This is a genomic window from Halobacillus sp. A5, assembly GCF_024189315.1.
In the GTDB taxonomy this organism is placed as follows: Bacteria; Bacillota; Bacilli; order Bacillales; family Halobacillaceae; genus Halobacillus_A.
On sequence record NZ_JAIZEO010000005.1, the window covers coordinates 157,622 to 176,618 of the forward strand.

Annotated in this window: 22 protein-coding genes and 2 pseudogenes; 9 read left to right on the top strand and 15 right to left on the bottom strand. The window is 38.9% G+C overall.

The features are described 5' to 3' along the window. Window positions 1-4 precede the first annotated feature (4 nt). Window positions 5-685 carry a GerAB/ArcD/ProY family transporter gene (locus tag LF822_RS18725; protein WP_371925973.1) on the top strand — a complete coding sequence of 227 codons (681 nt, stop codon included), beginning with the start codon at window positions 5-7 and terminating at the stop codon, window positions 683-685. Here LF822_RS18725 and LF822_RS23260 read toward each other — a convergent pair. Continuing rightward, window positions 673-744 (bottom strand): annotated as a pseudogene (locus tag LF822_RS23260) (hypothetical protein); the annotation flags it as partial. The gene LF822_RS18725 and the pseudogene LF822_RS23260 overlap by 13 nt on opposite strands. Window positions 745-1,258: 514 nt before the next feature. On the opposite strand from LF822_RS23260, the gene LF822_RS18730 reads away from it, so the two are divergent. The 3 genes and pseudogenes from LF822_RS18730 to LF822_RS18740 form a co-directional block, all read left to right on the top strand. Further along, on the top strand, window positions 1,259-1,402 hold the full coding sequence (locus LF822_RS18730; RefSeq protein ID WP_253925627.1) for an anti-repressor SinI family protein: 144 nt from the start codon (window positions 1,259-1,261) through the stop codon (window positions 1,400-1,402). A 67-nt stretch (window positions 1,403-1,469) separates the two neighbouring features. Next, window positions 1,470-1,814: a hypothetical protein gene (locus LF822_RS18735; protein ID WP_253925628.1), complete on the top strand. Its 345-nt coding sequence runs from the start codon at window positions 1,470-1,472 to the stop codon at window positions 1,812-1,814. A gap of 237 nt (window positions 1,815-2,051) precedes the next feature. After that, window positions 2,052-2,646, top strand: a pseudogene (locus LF822_RS18740) (transposase); the annotation flags it as partial. Between the two features lie 106 nt (window positions 2,647-2,752). Here the strand turns inward: LF822_RS18740 and LF822_RS18745 are convergent. Next, window positions 2,753-3,379 (bottom strand): LysE family translocator, encoded by a 627-nt coding sequence (locus LF822_RS18745; RefSeq protein ID WP_253925629.1) that lies wholly within the window; start codon window positions 3,377-3,379, stop codon window positions 2,753-2,755. 76 nt (window positions 3,380-3,455) lie between these two features. Next, on the bottom strand, window positions 3,456-3,773 hold the full coding sequence (locus LF822_RS18750) for a MazG nucleotide pyrophosphohydrolase domain-containing protein (RefSeq protein WP_253925630.1): 318 nt from the start codon (window positions 3,771-3,773) through the stop codon (window positions 3,456-3,458). A gap of 84 nt (window positions 3,774-3,857) precedes the next feature. Between LF822_RS18750 and LF822_RS18755 the strand changes: the two genes are divergently transcribed. Continuing rightward, window positions 3,858-4,442 carry an LOG family protein gene (locus tag LF822_RS18755; RefSeq protein ID WP_253925631.1) on the top strand — a complete coding sequence of 195 codons (585 nt, stop codon included), beginning with the start codon at window positions 3,858-3,860 and terminating at the stop codon, window positions 4,440-4,442. Between the two features lie 105 nt (window positions 4,443-4,547). Here LF822_RS18755 and LF822_RS18760 read toward each other — a convergent pair whose 3' ends face one another. Then, the gene (locus LF822_RS18760; protein WP_371925974.1) at window positions 4,548-4,823 is read right to left on the bottom strand and encodes an antibiotic biosynthesis monooxygenase family protein; all 276 of its coding nucleotides are present in this window, start codon (window positions 4,821-4,823) and stop codon (window positions 4,548-4,550) included. A gap of 597 nt (window positions 4,824-5,420) precedes the next feature. On the opposite strand from LF822_RS18760, the gene pgsB reads away from it, so the two are divergent. The 4 genes from pgsB to LF822_RS18780 are packed head-to-tail and all read left to right on the top strand — an operon-like array spanning window position 5,421 to window position 7,538. Beyond that, window positions 5,421-6,602, top strand: coding sequence for a poly-gamma-glutamate synthase PgsB (gene pgsB / locus LF822_RS18765; protein ID WP_371925975.1), 1,182 nt, complete (start codon window positions 5,421-5,423; stop codon window positions 6,600-6,602). A 13-nt stretch (window positions 6,603-6,615) separates the two neighbouring features. Beyond that, a complete protein-coding gene (pgsC, locus tag LF822_RS18770) occupies window positions 6,616-7,092 on the top strand; it encodes a poly-gamma-glutamate biosynthesis protein PgsC (RefSeq protein WP_253925633.1) in 477 nt (158 codons plus the stop codon). 2 nt (window positions 7,093-7,094) lie between these two features. Continuing rightward, window positions 7,095-7,268, top strand: coding sequence for a hypothetical protein (locus LF822_RS18775; RefSeq protein ID WP_253925634.1), 174 nt, complete (start codon window positions 7,095-7,097; stop codon window positions 7,266-7,268). 9 nt (window positions 7,269-7,277) lie between these two features. Next, window positions 7,278-7,538, top strand: a complete 261-nt coding sequence (locus tag LF822_RS18780; protein ID WP_253925635.1) for a hypothetical protein — start codon at window positions 7,278-7,280, stop codon at window positions 7,536-7,538. A 176-nt stretch (window positions 7,539-7,714) separates the two neighbouring features. Here the strand turns inward: LF822_RS18780 and LF822_RS18785 are convergent, their stop codons facing one another. The 11 genes from LF822_RS18785 to LF822_RS18835 all read right to left on the bottom strand — a co-directional run bounded on the left by LF822_RS18785 (window position 7,715) and on the right by LF822_RS18835 (window position 18,881). Beyond that, on the bottom strand, window positions 7,715-9,133 hold the full coding sequence (locus tag LF822_RS18785; RefSeq protein ID WP_253925636.1) for a bifunctional 2-methylcitrate dehydratase/aconitate hydratase: 1,419 nt from the start codon (window positions 9,131-9,133) through the stop codon (window positions 7,715-7,717). Between the two features lie 4 nt (window positions 9,134-9,137). Next, entirely contained in the window at window positions 9,138-10,055 is a 918-nt protein-coding gene (prpB, locus tag LF822_RS18790) for a methylisocitrate lyase (protein ID WP_253925637.1), read from the bottom strand. Window positions 10,056-10,074: 19 nt separating this feature from the next. Further along, a complete protein-coding gene (locus LF822_RS18795) occupies window positions 10,075-11,451 on the bottom strand; it encodes an SLC13 family permease (protein ID WP_253925638.1) in 1,377 nt (458 codons plus the stop codon). Window positions 11,452-11,490: 39 nt separating this feature from the next. After that, window positions 11,491-12,990 carry a tripartite tricarboxylate transporter permease gene (locus tag LF822_RS18800; protein ID WP_253925639.1) on the bottom strand — a complete coding sequence of 500 codons (1,500 nt, stop codon included), beginning with the start codon at window positions 12,988-12,990 and terminating at the stop codon, window positions 11,491-11,493. Between the two features lie 16 nt (window positions 12,991-13,006). Further along, on the bottom strand, window positions 13,007-13,450 hold the full coding sequence (locus LF822_RS18805) for a tripartite tricarboxylate transporter TctB family protein (RefSeq protein WP_253925640.1): 444 nt from the start codon (window positions 13,448-13,450) through the stop codon (window positions 13,007-13,009). A gap of 82 nt (window positions 13,451-13,532) precedes the next feature. Beyond that, window positions 13,533-14,525 carry a tripartite tricarboxylate transporter substrate binding protein gene (locus LF822_RS18810; protein ID WP_253925641.1) on the bottom strand — a complete coding sequence of 331 codons (993 nt, stop codon included), beginning with the start codon at window positions 14,523-14,525 and terminating at the stop codon, window positions 13,533-13,535. 142 nt (window positions 14,526-14,667) lie between these two features. After that, complete coding sequence (locus LF822_RS18815) at window positions 14,668-15,345, bottom strand: response regulator (RefSeq protein ID WP_253925642.1); 678 nt, start codon at window positions 15,343-15,345, stop codon at window positions 14,668-14,670. Next, window positions 15,345-16,949 (bottom strand): ATP-binding protein, encoded by a 1,605-nt coding sequence (locus tag LF822_RS18820; RefSeq protein WP_253925643.1) that lies wholly within the window; start codon window positions 16,947-16,949, stop codon window positions 15,345-15,347. The genes LF822_RS18815 and LF822_RS18820 overlap by 1 nt, the downstream gene beginning before the upstream one ends. A 638-nt stretch (window positions 16,950-17,587) precedes the next feature. Continuing rightward, window positions 17,588-18,082, bottom strand: a complete 495-nt coding sequence (locus LF822_RS18825) for a histidine phosphatase family protein (protein ID WP_371925962.1) — start codon at window positions 18,080-18,082, stop codon at window positions 17,588-17,590. A 58-nt stretch (window positions 18,083-18,140) separates the two neighbouring features. Beyond that, a complete protein-coding gene (locus LF822_RS18830) occupies window positions 18,141-18,578 on the bottom strand; it encodes an NUDIX domain-containing protein (RefSeq protein WP_253925644.1) in 438 nt (145 codons plus the stop codon). Between the two features lie 135 nt (window positions 18,579-18,713). Beyond that, on the bottom strand, window positions 18,714-18,881 hold the full coding sequence (locus LF822_RS18835) for a hypothetical protein (RefSeq protein WP_253925645.1): 168 nt from the start codon (window positions 18,879-18,881) through the stop codon (window positions 18,714-18,716). Window positions 18,882-18,997: the final 116 nt, after the last annotated feature.

The following is an 18,997-nucleotide window of genomic DNA, read 5'->3' on the forward strand; positions in this document are numbered from 1 at the left end:
CATAATTTTAGGTTTCTTTGGAAGTTTATCCTTTTTTTTATCTGGATTGGTAAAAATGGAGCAAGTCTCCCCTATATTAGAGTTTGGGTGGAATCCTGTCGTCGAAGCAGTTTACACCAACACCATTATGTTTCCCTTTGGTGAAATGGTGGCTTTTACTTTCTTGCTTCCTTATATCAATAACAGAAAAAAAGTTTTAAAAACAGGTGTTGCCGGTATTCTGATAAGCGGTGTTCTGATTACCTATTCTACTTTTATAAATTTAGCTGTCCTTGGGGTAGATGTCATGACTACGGCGCAATTTCCTTTGTTGAGTGCGATTCAAGGTGTAGAAATCATGGATTTTATTGAACATCTAGATGTATTAGCGGTCCTAGCATTAATTATTGGGGCATTTTTTAAAATTGCTGTTTTTTATTATGCCGCTATTGTTGCAATGTCAGATTTATTCAAAGTAGAAAACAAAGAAAGGTTGATTATACCAACAGCTATCGTTATTTTATATACATCCATTATTATTGCAGATAATTTCCCTGCCCATTTAGATGAAGGAAAATTTGCTCTTACCTCTATTTTTCCCCTCTTTGCTGTGGGGTTTCCTGTACTTTATTTTCTTATTGCTTTTATTAAAGACAAAATCAATAAAAACAAAATAGGAAGAACAAGTGAAAATAAAAGTGTGTAAACAGGGTTATAAATTTGAAAGACCGCATTTCTGACCGGTATCCCTTGTAAATAATCCATGATATAGGTGATGCCTGTAGCTAAAACAAGGTTTAACAAGAAAATGAGCCATATTTTCAATGTTATTCCCTCCCGAGAGGTATTTATTATTATAATTCCAACAAAAATAAAACCCTATACAGATGAGCAACGTGAAAAAAATGAATCGCCGTGCATCCCTTTCATTGTCTCATAAGTATCATTGCTACACAGTCATCACTTCCTCTTCTTAATCCAATATAAATAGTCTCTCTTCTCCTTATTACAGAAAATGAGAAAGTCCAAACTAACTCTATTAAAAAAATAACAAATTTTCTAGTTACCTTTACACTATTAACTTAGAGCATAGAAAAAGAGCTTATCCTATTAAAGTTAAAGCTCTTATCCTAATTCCTTTATATTTGGTATCATAACAAGTGTAATATAACCGTTTCATATATACAGGAAATTTAAATCGATTACAAAAAGCAACAAATTATGATTGTTTACCTATGCTATTATCAGACTATAATTTTCCAAATAGGGAGAGGAGTCTGTGAGTACTACGATTGATATACAACTTTCGTCATTAGACCCAGAGTGGATCGAGCTCATGAAAGAAGCAAAGAGATTAGGTCTGTCTGTACATGAAGTTAAAGCTTACATACGGGGTAATGAAGAGTCTGTTGCTAATAATTAATACAACTGGATAATTACGCTAAAATACTTTCACTTGAAAAAATACGTGAAGAAAGAGGGATGAATTGATGGCATACGAAGAAACCTTTGGAGTTTTTATAGACTGGAGAGAGGACATTCAACAGCATTTTAAAATATTAGCTGAAGGGATTAAGTTTAATGATGATCCGAAACTTATAGCTAAGCCGGTCAACCTAACTGACAACTCTCATACGTTAACTTGGTTAATTCTTGACGAGAACGGAAATAAGCGTGCAGATGTGATTTTTACAGTGAGACCGGGGCAACGCCATTTCTCTATACAAAACGGAAAGCGCATAGAAGTTGATGGTATGCTTTATTACTCAGCAAAAGTGAGGGCAGATCAAAAGATTTTCCTCAAAGAAACTTTCCCTATTATCTGGTCAACTTGATTTTCTTACCTTCTCTTCGCAAACCCTTAACTTATTAATGAGAAGGCAAAGTAACCAGCAAAACAAAAAGACTTATTATTTAATAAATAATAAGTCTCAGGCTGTCGAGAAAGTCTCGACAGCCTGTTTTTTTCTGATTTCTTTTAGTTTTTCACCGCTTTCATTTGTTATCCTATAGATAAAAATCTGTTTAGGCGGTGATCTTTTGTTTCAGTCTGAAAAGAACGACAAAATGAAATGGAAATCGTAACGATTGAAGAGCTTGTGCCGGAAAATCACTTACTTCGTAAGATTGACCAATACATAGATTTCTCCTTTATCCCCGAAAAAGTACGTCCCTACTATTCTGAAGATAATGGACACCCATCTCTGGATCCACTTGTATTATTCAAAATGATGTTCATCGGTTATTTTTATGGCATCCGTTCCGAACGTGAGTTAGAACGTCAGATCCAAACCAATGTGGCTTACCGATGGTTCTTGGGGTTGAACCTAACGGACGCAGTGCCTCATCACTTGACGATCAGTTGGAATCGTCGAACACGTTTTAAAGATACCGACATCTTTCAGGAAGTCTTCGATGAAATCGTGCTTCAGGCTATGGACCACCGTATGGTGGCAGGAAGACTTGACCAACCCCATTTGTCACGGCCTCGCTCAAAGAGATGTATTTGGAGTTATTGCCCACCGTCGATTTCAAACGAGAAAAGGGTTTCTAGCTAAGTGGAAATACAAATATGATAAAGATCGCGATATTTACGTCTGCCCACGAGAGGAAGAACTGACGTATACCACCACAGATCGTGATGGATATCGCCATTACAAATCAGATCTACGATTGTTTAAAAATCGATTTCGAGATAACCTCTCTACATAACTACTCGGGTTTACCTCATATTTAGACCAAAGTCTTTCCTGAGTCCTATATAACTTTTGGTTTATTTCTCACTAAATGCTATCTGTAACCCTATAGCCCCCAATATTGATCCTTTTATTACGTTTATTCTTTTTGCAATAAAAGAGTTGTGGTCTAATAAATAGCGTATTTTGTCAGATAAAATACTAATCCCTACAAAAATAACTAGTGCCTGAAGCATTGTAATCATGCCCAAAATAAATACTTGCCCTGTTACATTCCCTATGGATTCATTTACAAATTGCGGTAACAACGCTAAAAATAAAAGGGAAACCTTAGGATTCAAAATATTCATCAGAATCCCTTTCTTGTACAATGCCTTATAGTTGAACAATCGTTTATTATTAGTTCCATTGAGATTCGTATCTTTTTCTCTAAATGATTGAAAAGATAGGAATAATAAATAAATAGCTCCAGCGTATTTTACAATGGCAAAAGCAATTGCAGATTGATATATAATCGCAGATATTCCCAAAGCGGCCGCACTTATGTGGACAATTAAACCAGAACAGAGTCCCAATGCAGTAGCAATTCCAGCCTTTTTGTTTTGAGAGATACTTTGAGCTATAACAAATAAAATATCCGGACCTGGCATCAATGTAAGAAAAACTACAACTCCTAAATAAGATAAAACCACTGTTATATCCACTTTTATGCACCTCTTAACAATCAGGATTCAAATCTACCATTGATTAATCCCCCATTAGATGAGAGGTTCTTCTAAATTAACCAGCATATCGTTGTGAAAGTTTTTCTTTATGGGCTTGGAACACTTGTTCTAAGGGAATATCATATTTATTAGCAATTATAATGATATTCCCTAATACGTCCCCCAACTCTTCCGTTAACTCTTGTTTATTTTCTTCATAAGACTCATCCTTTTCATCCGGACGGTCTCTCCCTATCTCAAGGGATCTTATGGACCGGGCTACCTCGCCCGTTTCCTCAGCTAAAAAGCCAATCCGTATAAAGCTATCTAACTCAGACCACCCTCTGGTTTCATAATATTCTTTGATCCATTGTTGAAATTCGGTAACATCCATTTTTACCCCTCCTCACTTTAGCAATAGTTTAACAAAGGAGTCTAAGTTTTGTATAATACTCATGGTGAATTTAGGAGGGATAAAATGAAAAAAATAGCTGTATTCTGCGGTTCAAGCCCTGGAGCATCTGAAGCTTACATAGAGGGAGCAAAAAAACTCGGGAAAGAAATGGTTCAAAGAGAGATTACTCTCGTCTATGGCGGGGCAAGTGTAGGAATGATGGGAGCTCTTGCAGATACGATTTTAGAGGAAGGCGGACACGTGATTGGTGTTATGCCAGATTTTCTAGAAAAGAGGGAAATCGCCCATAAACACCTAACTGAACTAATTGTCGTTGGATCTATGCATGAAAGAAAAACCAAAATGTCAGAACTAGCTGATGGATTTATTGCTTTACCAGGTGGTCCAGGAACTATGGAGGAGTACTTTGAAATTTTTACTTGGGCGCAATTAGGACTTCATCAAAAGCCATGCGGCCTTTTGAATGTTAATCGTTATTTTGATCCACTTTTAGCTTTATTTAAATACATGACAAAAGAGCAATTTCTAAACGAAAAGTATCTGTCTATAGCTTTATCAGACCCGAATCCATCTCGTTTATTAGACCAATTTTATTCCTATGAACCGCCAAAAGTAAAGACTTATATCACTTCTAAAGATGAAACTTAACGCGAAAACACAGACCAAAAATTTTCTTTGGTCTGTGTTTTGTTTTGAGGCCATTCGACAGAAGCTACTAGTCACAAAATCGCTCCCCGTTACTTGAATAACCTATTAAAGTGGAACCTTCTCAAAGTGTTCAACTTTTGGAAATGGGTCATAGAAATGATGTAATTTGCTTTTCCATTCTTGATACTCTTTCGATTGTCTAAACCCAACTGTATGGTCTTCTAAAGCTTCCCATTTCACCAACAATAAATATTTCCCCTTAACCTCCATACATCGTTGTAATTCGTGAGATATGTAACCTCTCATTGATGATATGATTTTAGATGCCTCTAAAAATGCTTCCTCTAATTCCTCTTCCATACCTTGCTTCACTTGCAAGATTACTGCTTCCAGAACCTTATAATCGCCCCTATTTTTCAAAATTTATTTAGATTCCTTTTTTAGTCTAAACTGCTCATTAGTGAAAGAACAAATGCTCCCCAATATTGGAAGACTTGATTTCGAGATTTACTGGAGTAGACCTATACCTAACGAAAATTTACGGAGCCAGCGACCCACGTCGGAATGGAAGCTGGGTTTCGGAAGAATAGAAAAAGTGGAGCTTCTTTGCAGTTCCCCTTTTTTAAAGTTAATCGATTATGTAAAGCCAGATATAAGAATTTTATAAAAATATTACATAATAATAGGAAACACAAACATTTACTGGTAATACTATTAGATTATTTATTGATACTCTATCACTAGTTTATCGTCAGATTATAGGATTTTTTGTACCTAAAACAAATAATTTACAAGGGATTTCTTGTCTGAATTTTCGATAAATAAAGTTTTAAAGTCCTAATCTGTACCGTTTTATATTTTAATGTAATGAATATAATTTTTTACACTTATGTAACCTATAAACGCCAATTTTCTATTATATTTGTCAACAGGTCACAAATATCTAAAGCTTACAGGAGGGGAAACATGGGAATTGTACTGACCTTAATATTACTACTAGGTTTTTCAGCTTTTTTCCTTGGGGCCAGGGAAAAGGTGAGGAACAAGAGGAATGTTGAAAGCATTCCCGTCCGAGTAAACGTCAACGGCATCCGCGGAAAATCGACGGTGACCCGTTTGATCACGGGAGTTTTACAGAAAGCAGGTTATAAAACCGTGGGGAAAACGACAGGAACCGACGCAAGAATGCTGTATTGGTTTGACGGACAGGAAGAGCCGATCAAACGAAGGCTGGAAGGACCCAACATCGGGGAACAGCGGAAAGTCCTTGAGAAAACAGCACAGCTGAATGCAGATGCGCTTGTAAGTGAATGTATGGCCGTTAAGCCGGACTACCAGGTAATTTTCCAGGAAGAACTGTTACAGGCGAACATCGGACTGATCGTCAACGTCCTTGAGGATCACATGGATGTTCTTGGGCCGACTCTTGAAGAAGTAGCCGAATCCTTTGGAAACGCGATTCCGTATGACGGAGATTTAATTGTGAATGAAAGTCCTTATGTGCCTCACTTTAGAGAGATTGCGGCCGAGCGCAACACAAAGGTACATGTCTGCGATACATCGCTTATCTCCGAAGACTTTTTGAAGAAATTTGAGTACATGGTTTTCCCAGAAAATGCTGCCCTTGCTCTGGCTGTGGCCGATATATTGGGAATTGATCATGAAACAGCTTGTCAAGGAATGCTTGAAGCTTGGCCGGATCCAGGAGCGATGCAGACCCTGCCGATTGGGGATGAGGAAGATCCGACATTCCTGGTCAATGGATTCTCTGCCAATGATCCCACATCTACCTTAAACATTTGGGAACGTGTCAAACAGCTGAGTTATCCGACCGATGAACCTGTGGTGATTATGAACTGCCGCTCGGATCGTGTGGATCGCACGGAACAGTTTGCTAGCCAGGTCCTTCCTTATCTCCCGGCCGAGACATTGATTTTAATAGGGGAGACCACTGAACCAATTGTCAATGCATATAAAAATGGAGCCTTGCCAGTGAAAAACCTTCTAGATTTAGAAGAATATGAAACAGAGGAGGTTGTGCGAGTCTTAGGGCCATACATGTCAGGAAAAACAATTTATGGAATGGGAAACATTCACGGCGGAGCCGAAGAACTTGTTACACGACTGGAACAGAAAAAAATAGAAAAGGCTACGGCTTAGAGAGGAGTGCACGATGTTTATATTTGAAGTTTCAGATGTATATTTAGCATTGGTGGCTGGAATCGTTCTCAGCTTGCTTTACACAGAGAAAACAGGCATTCTGCCGGCAGGGCTGGTAGTGCCGGGTTATATCGCAATGCTGTTTACATTTCCGGTTAGTATTGCAGTTGTATTTATGATTAGTTTCTTAACTTATTTGATTGTGATGAAAGTCATTGCGAAGTTTACTATTCTCTACGGGAGAAGAAAATTTACCGCGATGTTAACGGTCGGTATTACACTGACTATCATATTCGACATGGTCGTTCCAATGTATTCCACACCGGCGATTGTGGAAGGCATGATGGCTATCGGTGTCATTATCCCAGGTCTGATCGCAAATACGATTCAGAAACAGGGCGTGCTGCCAACGACGGCTAGTACGATGATGTTAAGTGCTGTCACCTTTGGCGTAGTAACTCTATCAAGCTTTATTGGAGGAGGAATTTAAAAATGGAAGCGACTTTAAATTATAAAAAGAGAAAGAAAGCGGAAAAAAAAGAATTCAAACTGACATTTAGCCAATGGATGTTGAAAACGATCAAAACACATAAAAGAAGGACCACGAAAGATGCCACGATCGGTTTTACGGTTACGGTGCTTCTCTTTGTAATCGGTATGGTATAGGAAAATGTAATGTTAAGAAGAAACCGTATCATTATCATCAGCACCTTAATTGTCGTCCTATCCATATTCCTGATCCTGTTTTTACAGAATCGTGATGAGATGGACAAACGTCAGTCAGAAAACTTTTCATTAAATGATACGAAAACGGAGAAAGAAGATGGCTCATATGGTGTGACATCGGATAGTGAAATTGCGACGGAAGTAGGTATGAAGGTGTTGGAACAGGGCGGCAATGCCGTTGATGCAGCCGGATATATAATACTACCATGAATATATATTCGCATATCACAATATGGAAGAAAAAGCCTCTCAAAAGTTCAGTGAACTCATGAGAGGCTCTTTAGATTTATAGTGTTTTTCTAGCCAGGTATGTCAAAAGTATGTCAATCTGACTTTCGCGGGGAAGCTAAACCCTTGATATCAAGGGCAGTAACTTCAAATATTTCCTATTCCCAGGCATCCATAAAATCAGGAACTGTAGCGTTCATGAGATCCTGTGTCGCAAATAACTGGTTGAGCTCCGCTTGCTTTTCTTCAGAAAACTGGGTAGAAATATTATAACGAAACTTCTTATGTAGCTCCGGCAAAGCTTCGTCCCGACGAATACGATGACCAAGTGGATACCTTCGAACCACCTCTTCGGTAGCACTTCCATCCTTGAAATAAACTTTAACGGCATTTGTAATCGAGCGTTTCTCCGGATCCAGATACTCTTCACTAAATTCTGGTTGTTCCACTACTTCCATTTTCCTGCGGAGCTCATCTATCAATGGATTTTCTGCAATGTGATCCTCATAATGGTCAGCTGTTATCTCTCCAAATATCAACGCAATGGCTGTGATATATTGCAGGCAATGGTCCCGGTCGGCCGGGTTAGTTAACGGCCCTTTTTTATCGATGATACGTACTGCAGATTCATGGGTTCGAATTGATATGGTATCAATATCCTCAAAACGTCCTTTTACTTGTTCATATAAATCCAGGCCGCACTCTGCAGCGGTCTGGGCGTGGTATTCCGCAGGGAATGAGATTTTAAATAGGATATTTTTCATTACATAGTCTTCAAATTCGCGGTTTAGTGTGATGGGGTGGCCATCCATCAGCACCTCTTCAAACCCCCAGTCATGAGAAGTCAAGGCCGTTGTATAGCCCATTTCCCCTTTCATACTAAGAAAAGCTAACCATACCCCACGGCCGGTCGCATCCCCTGCTGCCCAGGATTTTCTCGATCCCGCGTTCGGGTAATGACGATACGTCCTCAGACTAGAGTTATCGATCCAGGCGTTAGATACTGAGTTCATGATTTGTGTTTTGTCCCCGCCAAGCATCTGTGTAGCTACTGCAGCTGTAGCTATTTTAACAAATAAAACATGGTCGAGTCCTTGACGGTTCAGGCTGTTATCAAGCGCAAGCACTCCTTGAATTTCGTGTGCTTTAATCGTAGCTATTAATACATCCTTTACCGTTAATGGATCCTTACCACTTGCTTCATTCTTCCTGCTGATATAATCACTCACCGTGAGTATTCCACCTAGATTATCAGAAGGATGTCCCCATTCTTTTGCCAGCCAGCAGTCATTGTAATCGAGCCAGCGAATCATAGTTCCTAAATTGAAGGCAGCTTGTACAGGGTCAAGCATCTCCTTTCTACCTGGAATTTTTGCACCAGTTTCGATCGTCCCCCCAGGGACAATGGGGCCTAACAATTTGTTACAGGCTTCGTAATTTAAAGAAAGCATCGCGCAACCCAAGCTATCCATCAGAACATATTGGGCTGTTTCCAGTGATTCCTTATCCCCAACCTCCTCCCTCCATACATAGTCTGCAATTTTCTCAATGACTTCATCGAAATGATAGTTACTCATGAACTCACTCTCTTTCCCCGTATTCCGGCAAAACGGTACTAGCAATCTTCTGATCGAGACGTTCATAATTAGCTAAACCAATGGCATCATATAATTCTTCTCGCGTCTGCATACGATCGAGCAGATGTTTTTGTGTTCCTCGATTAAATATTTCCTTAAAAGCATCCTTGTAAGCTTTGGCAGCAAGGCGTATGGATGTTACTGGATAAATCACCATAGAGTAGCCCATAGATTCGAATTCATCTGCTGTATAATATGGGGTTATCCCGAATTCAGTCATATTTGCTAACAAAGGAGCATTGAGCTGTTCAGAAAACTCTTTGAAATCTGTTACCTTGCTTAGCGCCTCTGGAAAAATCGCGTCTGCGCCTGCCTGTTCATAAGCTTTTGCCCTCTCCAGAGCCTGTTCTTTTCCCACAACTCCAAAGGCATCTGTTCTTGCTACGAGAACGACTTCTGGTACGGTTTCTTTCACCATTTCTATTTTCTCTACCATTTCTTCCAAGGAAATCAGCTGCTTTCCATTTAAATGACCACATTTTTTAGAAAGCTTCTGATCTTCCATCTGGATAGCCGCCACGTTGGCTTCGGCCATCTCTTTGACTGTCCTTGCTACATTTAATGGACCGCCAAAACCAGTATCTACATCTACCAGCAGCGGCAGATTGGTGGCTCTGGTAATTTCTTTTGCCCGCTCGGCAACTTCGGTAGACTGCAAAATCCCTAAGTCTGGCAGGCCCTTGCTGGCAGTATAAGCTGCCCCTGATAAATAAAGCGCACGGAATCCAGCTTCTTTTGCCATCAAGCCGGACATCCCATCATGGGCCCCCATGATTTTTAAAACTGACTGCTGACGGATTAACTCACGAAATTCATTTGCCAGTTCGGCTTGTGATTTCTGTTTTGATGTCAACCAAGTCATAACACGAATTACCTCCTTTTCAAATGATCCAGCTCCAATAAAAGATCATAGTTAAACAGACAATGACAATCCAGATGAGCATCGCTATTAACCCAACCAAGAATAAATCACGAGTGGTAAAATACCCGTAAGAATAACTAATTAAATGAACGGGAGATTGTGTCACTAACAGAAATCCCGGTATGCCCATCAAATACACTCCCATTGCAAGAGTCAGCGGAGTGATACTATCAAGCTTTTCCCCTAGTGTGATAGCCGTCGGGAGCATGATCGTCATAAATCCCAGTACATTGACAAACACCACACGAATCAGTGATGTAATGATGAGGAGTCCAACGGCAAACATCCAGGAAGACAGATCATTAGAATGGCTGACAAGAAATGAAACAAAAACTTCAACAGTGCCTGTATCAATCAGCATGTTTGCAAGCATAAGCGTCGCCGCAAAAAAGATCATCATATCCCAATTTACTCCCTTGGTTGCCTCTTCCCATTTCATTACACCTATCCCAGGGAAAACTACCAGGCTGGCACCTAATAGTCCGACCAGAGGTATCGAATAGCCATGTACGGGTTGTGTCATCCATAATCCCAACGTCACCAGCATGATCCCCATCATCCGTATTTCTTTTGAGTTTAATCGGCCAGTTTCCTCCATCTTTCTATCAATCAGTTGTTTCACATGTATGGGTTCGATCTTTTCTTCTGGATACCAGAAAATAAAAACCACCCACAATACCATGACGAATGAAAGCATAGGGACACTGAAATACAAGAGCCAATTCATGTAGGTAATACTTGAAGAAACTTCAGAAAATATTCCAAAAGCATAGATCGTCGAACTTGCCCCGGTTGGGACAAACGCTGCAGATATAGCACTGACATAAGCCACCCCTATAAATAATGCTTTTGGGATATAGTTCACCTCATATACCTTCTTCAGGCTTTTGGATAGATCATCAAGCACCGAACTGACCAGGCTCCCTTTTCCAATATTCGAGGGAATCATCACAGTAAGGACGAACATTAATAAGAAAGAGACGAGAATCAAAAGTTTGCCCGATCCCTTGGCAAGACTCAGGACGTAAAGGGAAACCCTAGCAGCCAGCCCTGTCTGGATGAAAGCATACGCTAAGATAAATGTGGAAAATAACAGCCAAACCAAACCGGAACCGAAATAGCTCAACGTTTCATCGTACGTGTAAAAATGAAAAGACAGTAACAATATTAGAATGATGGAACTATACGCAAGCTTGAAAACACGCCCAATCCATAACAGCTGGATGATGACCAGCACTGCTACGGATTGAATGGTCACACCCCAATTGGCAAACGGCCAGAAGAACACTGCATAAATCGCCCCTGCCAACGATAATAACACCCATGTTTTATTCATTTTTATCCCCCAGTTTCATGCTTGGATTGGGGACTAATATTAGGCTTGTTTTTGCCTTCTTTTTTGAATCCAACCAAGAATGAATGGATACATCACAGACAGTATCGTTAAGATTGTTAAAGTTGTTGCAATGGAAGACGCAAAAAAGATATTAAGATAGTTATCATGTGCAACCAGGCTCTTCCGAAAATTCTGCTCCATATCGGTACCTACTATTACGGCAAGTATCAATGGAGCAATAGGGAATTTAAGCAATTTCATAAACAGCCCAATGAAACCGAAGATAATCAGTATATAGAAATCTACCATACTATAACTTAGTGTATAGGTACCAATGAAAGCCAGCACCAATATAAGCGGATAGAGAATCTTAGGAGGGGTATCGAGAATTCTTACTAACAACCCGACCAAAAGAATGTTCAGAATTACGAGCATGATGTTTCCGATGAACATACTGTTCACGAGCGTCCAAACCATTTCAGGGTTATCTTCAAATAATAATGGTCCTGGACGAAGACCAAGCATGATAACCGCCCCTAAAATAACTGCAGTTGTACCGGAACCTGGAATCCCCATCGTAAGTAACGGAATGAAGGCACCAACAGAAGCAGCATTATTAGCAGATTCAGGCGCTGCCAGACCTTCTGGTGCCCCTTTACCAAAGTTTTCTGGATTTTTAGATAACTGTCTTTCTGTAGTATAGCTAAGCATGGAGGCAATCGAGCCTCCAGCACCAGGAAGGACCCCAATCAGGAAACCTAGCGGACCACTTCGGATCATTGGCCATTTCGAGACTTTCCATTGTTCTTTCGTAATCCACTTATTACCGACTTTTTTCTTTTCTGCTTTCAAAGAATCGATTGCAAGATAATTATATAGGACTTCCCCAACGGCATAGATACCGATAATGACGACTAGGAAATCAATCCCTTCACTTAATTGCGGGACATCAAAGGTAAATCGATGGACCCCCGTCTGTAAATCAATTCCTACTGTACTAAGAATCAATCCCACGCTCATTGAAATGAAACCTTTAACCATATTTCCTTTTGACAAGGAAACGATTGCTGATAGGGTGAATATCATCAGCATAAAATATTCGGCCGGACCAAATCGTAAAGCAAACGTAGCCAGTGGCTTCGCCAATAATATAAACCCGATAATGGCAAACATCCCACCAATCAATGACGCAATAGCAGAAAGTGTTAATGCCTGTCCTGCCTGCCCTTTTTGTGACATTGGATAGCCGTCGAAAGTTGCTGCAATCGCAGAACCATCTCCGGGTGTATTTAATAGAATCGAACTTCGTGAACCCCCGTACATGGCCCCATAATAGATGGCTGCCATTAGGATCAGCGCACTGGTCGGATCCATTCCGAACGTAATGGGAATCAGGACTGCTACGGCTGTTGCAGGACCCAAACCTGGCAGCATCCCGACGACTGTCCCTAAAAAACCACCGATTAATACCCAGAGTAAATTTATAGGCTGAATCGATACTAATAAACCTTCTATAACGTTCTGAAAATCAACTCCCATGTTCGTCCCCCCCTCTCTACGGTAAGCTTACTTGAAGCAGTTCAGCAAACGAATACCATGAAATGAATGAAAATATGACTGCAATCAGTATATTTTGCAGCCAGTGCTTTTTCCCATTGACGGTGAAAAGCAGGCCACCCAGAAATAAAATCGTAGAGTATAGAAACCCGATACGTTCAAATAAAAAGGAGTAGATCAAAATTAAAACAATGGTAGAGCCAATGAGAAATGGCGTACGTCCAGCCATAAGTTTTTTAAATTCCGCCACTTCTTCCTTCCTGTGTTTCCACTCCTGGATGAAATAAACAATGCTGCACAGAAGCATAAATATTCCAATGGCCATAGGAAAGTAAATCGGTCCATTCGGATTTCCGGTTCTTGATTCGGGAACCTGGCTTACTAGAATCAAATAAACGATCGATAAAATATTTAAGAATAAAGGTGTGAATAATCGAACCACCTGTTCCACCCCCCGTTTTTAGCTAAAAGAAGGCTGCATCATCATGTAGGAGAACAGTGAGAAGCAGCCCATCCAGAATAAGCTATTCTGTTAATCCTGACTCATTCAAAAGATCTTCATAGTTCTCTGTTTGCTGTTGTAAGAACTCTTTTGATTCCTGGCTGTCCTTATAATATGACTGCCATTCATTATTTTTTAACAGGGTCTTCCAAGCATCAGTCTCAACCATCTCTTCAATTTTTTCATCCCAATAAGCAATTTCTTCTTCCGTCATATCTGGTGGCCCCATGATACCTCTCCAGTGAGGAAATACCATATCGACGCCCTGCTCCTCCCAAGTTGGAACTTCTTCCAACCCTTCAATACGCTCTTCAGATGAAACAGCAATCATTTTGAATTTACCAGCTAAGTGCTGCTCTTTCGCTTCAGAAACAGACATGCTTGCAACATCGATATGCCCACCTAAAAGCGCAGAAACAACGTCACCGCCACTTTCATAAATTTGAAATTCCAACTTAGGGACATCTACCCCATATTCTTTAGCAGCTTGTATAAATGATAAGTGGTCATTATTTCCCAAACCTGGCGCAACGCCAATCTTCATGGATGTAGGGTCTTTTTTCAGTTGCTCCATCACTTCAGAACCTTCTTCATACTCCGATTCAGGTGGTACTGCGATAGAGATCCACTCAGTTGTCAGCACTCCTAATGGAGTAAAATCTTTGTAAGTGAGTTCACTTTGGCCAAGTAGATTATTTGTAATAACAAGACTAGAATTAATTGTAATATTATGAGCGTCTTTACTAGTTAAGTACTGCCAGCCAACTTCTCCACTTCCACCTGGTTTATTAACTACATTGATGTTTTCATCCACAACTTCCTCATCTGTTAAGATTTTCTGCATCGCCCGGGCTGTTCCATCCCATCCACCACCTGGTGAGGCAGGAGCTACAAATTCAATGTCTTTCTCCGGGAAGTTGCTTTCATCTTCCGAACCTTCGGTAGAACCGTCGGATGAACAACCCATGATGAACATAACGAACAATAAAGATAAAATACCTAATAACTTTTTCAAAATAATCTCATCCCCTTCAATTTGTAAGTGCTTTCATTGCTTAATTGTCATATTAGTACGAATATTCTCACATGTCAGCGTTATAATCATAAAAGAGATTATCTGTATAAAGTCGATTTTGTTCATATTGTTCATGGAGATATCAATCGATTAAGCGATACCGTCTTTCCGGCCTTCCGACTATTCCATATACTTGCTCGACTTCTGCTCTTTCTTCAGCCACTAGATATTCCAGGTACCTTCTTGCTGTTGATCTTGCGATGCCAATATGCTCACCTATTTCTTCCGCCGTACACCCTTTTTTACGAGTCTTCATCGTATCCAGAACCTTTTTCAAAGTTATCCGGTCAATTCCCTTAGGTAACTCATGGCTAGACTGGCGTTTTCCTGAAAGGGTGGTAAAAAGTTCGTCGACGACACCCTGATCAATAACTGATCTCTTTTCTAATAATTGCTGGCGCTGTTTATAATCGTTAAACACTTCCTGAAAGCGTTCGAAAGTTGCCGGTTTAATCAAATAATTGAAGACACCTTTTCTCATGCACTCCTCCAAAAACCCTTTTTCCTGAGCTGCTGTCACAATGATAATATCCAGCTGCGGATTGTATTCTCTCGCTTTATCTATTAAATCCGTCCCTAAGTAATCTGGCATATAAATATCCAGTAACAGCAGATCAATGTCCATTTCTTTTAGTATAGACAGTGCTTCTTCGCCGGATAATGCTTTGCCAGCACAAATCGTCCCTTCTATATTATTAATGAACTTTTCATGGATATTGCCAATCCTAAAATCATCTTCCACAATCATAACTTTTATCATTACACGCTTCCCCCCAAATTGATTTTTGGAATGAATACACTTATAATCGTTCCTCTCTCATCTGAGTGAATTTCAATGGATCCGTTGAGTTCCTCCACTTTATTTTTCACATTATATAATCCATACCCTCGTTGAACGTCGCTATATTTAGTGGAATAACCAGGTTTAAACACATCATTTATTTTGGTCTTAGGAATTCCTGATCCATTATCACTCACTTCAAAAATGACATCTTTTCCTATGTCCAATGCAAAAAAAGTAACGTAGCGTTCAGATTGATTCAACACTTCATCAAAGGCGTTATCAATCAAATTTCCTATAATCATAGTTAGATGAGTTACTTCTATATGAGATTGCAATTCACTCAAAAAGCTACCTTTTTCCAAATCAAAGTTGATTTTCTTTTCTGACGCTTTACTAATTTTACCAAGCAAAATAGCCTGGACCTTGGAGTCTTTTATTCTTTCAAAAATCATCCGGTTATAGTTGTCTATCATTGCAACTTCTTCTTGAACCAATTGGAAGGCTTCTTCATATTCTTCCAGTTGTAAAAGTCCGGAAATCATATGCATCTTGTTTGCAAATTCATGTGTTTGTGCACGCAGATCCTCCGAATACTTTTTCACTTCCGATAGAGCATTGACCATTTCTGTAATCTCCGTTTTATCCCTCAATGTTATGATAGTTCCTAGAACCCGGTCTACTTCAAGAATAGGAGCAATGGTGAGAATGATGAATCTGTTGTTTAAGTAGCGTTCATAACTGATCGATTGCTTTTCTTTACTAATGATTTTATCAAGATGGACGGTTGGCATAATATCTACAAGATACCCATTCAACGACTTGTCCGATAGATGGAGAAGGTCTTTAGCCGCTTCATTCAGCATTGTCACTTTTCCATTTCCATCTGTAGCAATAACCCCTTCATTCATCGATGAGAAAATTGTTTCTCTATCCCGATAAAGGGTCGCAATCTCTCTTGGTTCCAAGCCCATCGTATCTTTCCGAATATGTCTCGCTAAAAAAATACTGGCGAGGACGCCAATAATAACAACAAAAATAGAAAAGGTAAGGATATCTCTCATACGTTCCATTATCTCTAATTTTATGTTTTTTACCTGATATCCTACTGTTACCACACCGGATACCGAACCGCTTCCTGAATATACCGGAGCTTTTCCAACGATAGATTTGCCTAAGAACTCTTCTGAAGTCAAGTAGTAATAGCCTCCAAAGACACGAGCTTTATAACCATCTTCAAAATTCTGCACATCCCCCACTCTCTCTTGATTGGGATGCGAAATGACTTCTCCGAATTTATCCTGGACAATTACAAAATTTGCTCCTGACTGCATCCTTATCCTTTCCGATAATGTTTGTAATTCAGAGTAAGATTCCTCACCTTCCAATACCTGGCTTACAGTTGGCATAAACGATAATGTAGTGGCTGTCTGTAAGCTTAAATCCTTTTTGTTAGAGTAGATTTGCTGTGTATCGAAATAAGTAAACACCCCTAACAATAAACCGATCACAAAAATAATTAACCCAGTCACCAGTCCTAAAATTTTTGTTTGAATGGATACATTCAGCAACTTCTTAACCATCCACACTCCCCCTTTCTATATAAGAGATCTTACTAGCGTCGTATAACAACGGTAATCAATCCGACAAGAATCGTCAATAAGTTCTGAAAATTATAATAATAGTATTGTTTTACAAACCGAACCACTCTGTAAGCGTACTTACAGACTTGCTACCGATTAAGCCCCAGCCCCCATGTCCTCTCTCATCCTGAACGTTTAATGGTAACTACTAGATAAAACCTAAAAAAATAGCGTAATCCATATTGAATATGGATTACGCTATTTTCTGCACCATGGAAATTAATTATTACAAAGTTGAAATTGAATTACTTCGTAGTGGTCACAGCTGTCATTATTGTACTCTGCTTTTTATTAACTTAACTCCCCTTAGATGCTTTGTTGTATTCTTTTCCCCATTAATTATGGCCGATCCATGAACCAATAAGGCAAGACTTTCTCTCATTATCAATAAACATTAATGTGGTGATTCCTTTTATATCATTGATCTAAAATTAATCGAGATAAGGATTTCCCTTCCTTTTCTTCTTGAATTATTCCTTTAACAAATGCCTTTGTGTCTTCAAGCGAACCATCTGGTAAACCTAATGCATTTTTAACTTGTGGTGCTGAAGATAAAGTATGTATCTCCTGGCAGTAATCTAGAGAACTTGATTATTTTCTAAATTTAATTCAAACACATCAGGATTACTAAGGTTCGTCCATTCTTCAAATCCAAAATTATCATCATAATACATTAATAGCAAAGACATTATGTTACCATCTGTGACAATAATAGTATTCTGAGGTTCAGTTTTAATAACATCCTCAATGACACTAACAATTCGGTTCATAGCCTCTCTACTTGTCTCACCGCCTTCATACCTTATGTTTAAGTCAACATATGTTGATTTTTGTTTTTCCAGCCAATCGGACATATTTTTATTACTAAGTGTCCGTTCTGATAATAATTTACTAACTTCAATATCTAAGTTCACTTTATCAGCCAATGGTTTTACTGTTTGAATAGCTCTAACAAATGGACTAGAAATAATTCGGTCAACCTTTACTTCATAAAAGAAATCAGCTAATTCCCTTGCCTGTTTAAACCCTTTTTTTGGTAAGTTGGGAATCTGGTGATTGTCTTTCAGCTTCACAATGTCTAATAACGTAGATTTTATTCAATACCACCACTCCAAAATTTTAATAATTAAATTATGCATTCAAAGCAGAGTCAACGAATCTTTCAGCACGTTTAATACTTTCTATTAAATAAATTGGTGATTTTGGATGATTTAACACTTCTTCGGTAGATAGCCATAATACTCGTTCAACTTCATCTGGGCTTTTTGGAAAAGCTTCACCAGAAGAGTATTCACACAAAAAAACAATATCTACAACTTTTTCACCTTTATCAGTTATAAAAGATGTACTATGAACATATTTCAAATTATCTTTTACTTCTACACCAACTTCTTCAACTATTTCACGCTTAACGGTTCTTTCTAAGATATTAGAAGAATTCCCTTCATTGTCAACCTTACCACCAACAATAGAAAGCAATCCGCCAGCATGTTCTTCTTTTTTACTACGCTCAATTATTAGCCATTTCCCATTTTTAAATATTGCACCTTCAACATTAACAATAAACAATTTAATTCCCTCCAAGTAAATTAGTTTTGTATCTTATGTTATATTAGCTTATCTACCTTCTTGCAAAAACCTGCCCATTAGCAAAAAGCGATTGCTCATATTGAACAATCGCTCCCCTATAATTGAATAAGATATTTATGAATTTTCTTTCTCATCTTTTATAAATAAGCCAATTATTACAACAATAAATCCTAAACCTAATAGAAAAATCTCAAAACCACCTGTCCTAAACACAACTTCAGGAATATATATTGCCAAAAGCATTAGTGCAACACCTAGTAACATTATTTTAATAGAATGCATTGATCCTCCACCTTATTTAGCTGATTTTTTTTACGAAGTAAAGGTTAACCGCCTCCATTGAATTAATTTTTTAAAATATTTAATCCACCCATCACCTTAAAAAATAGTAAAATAAA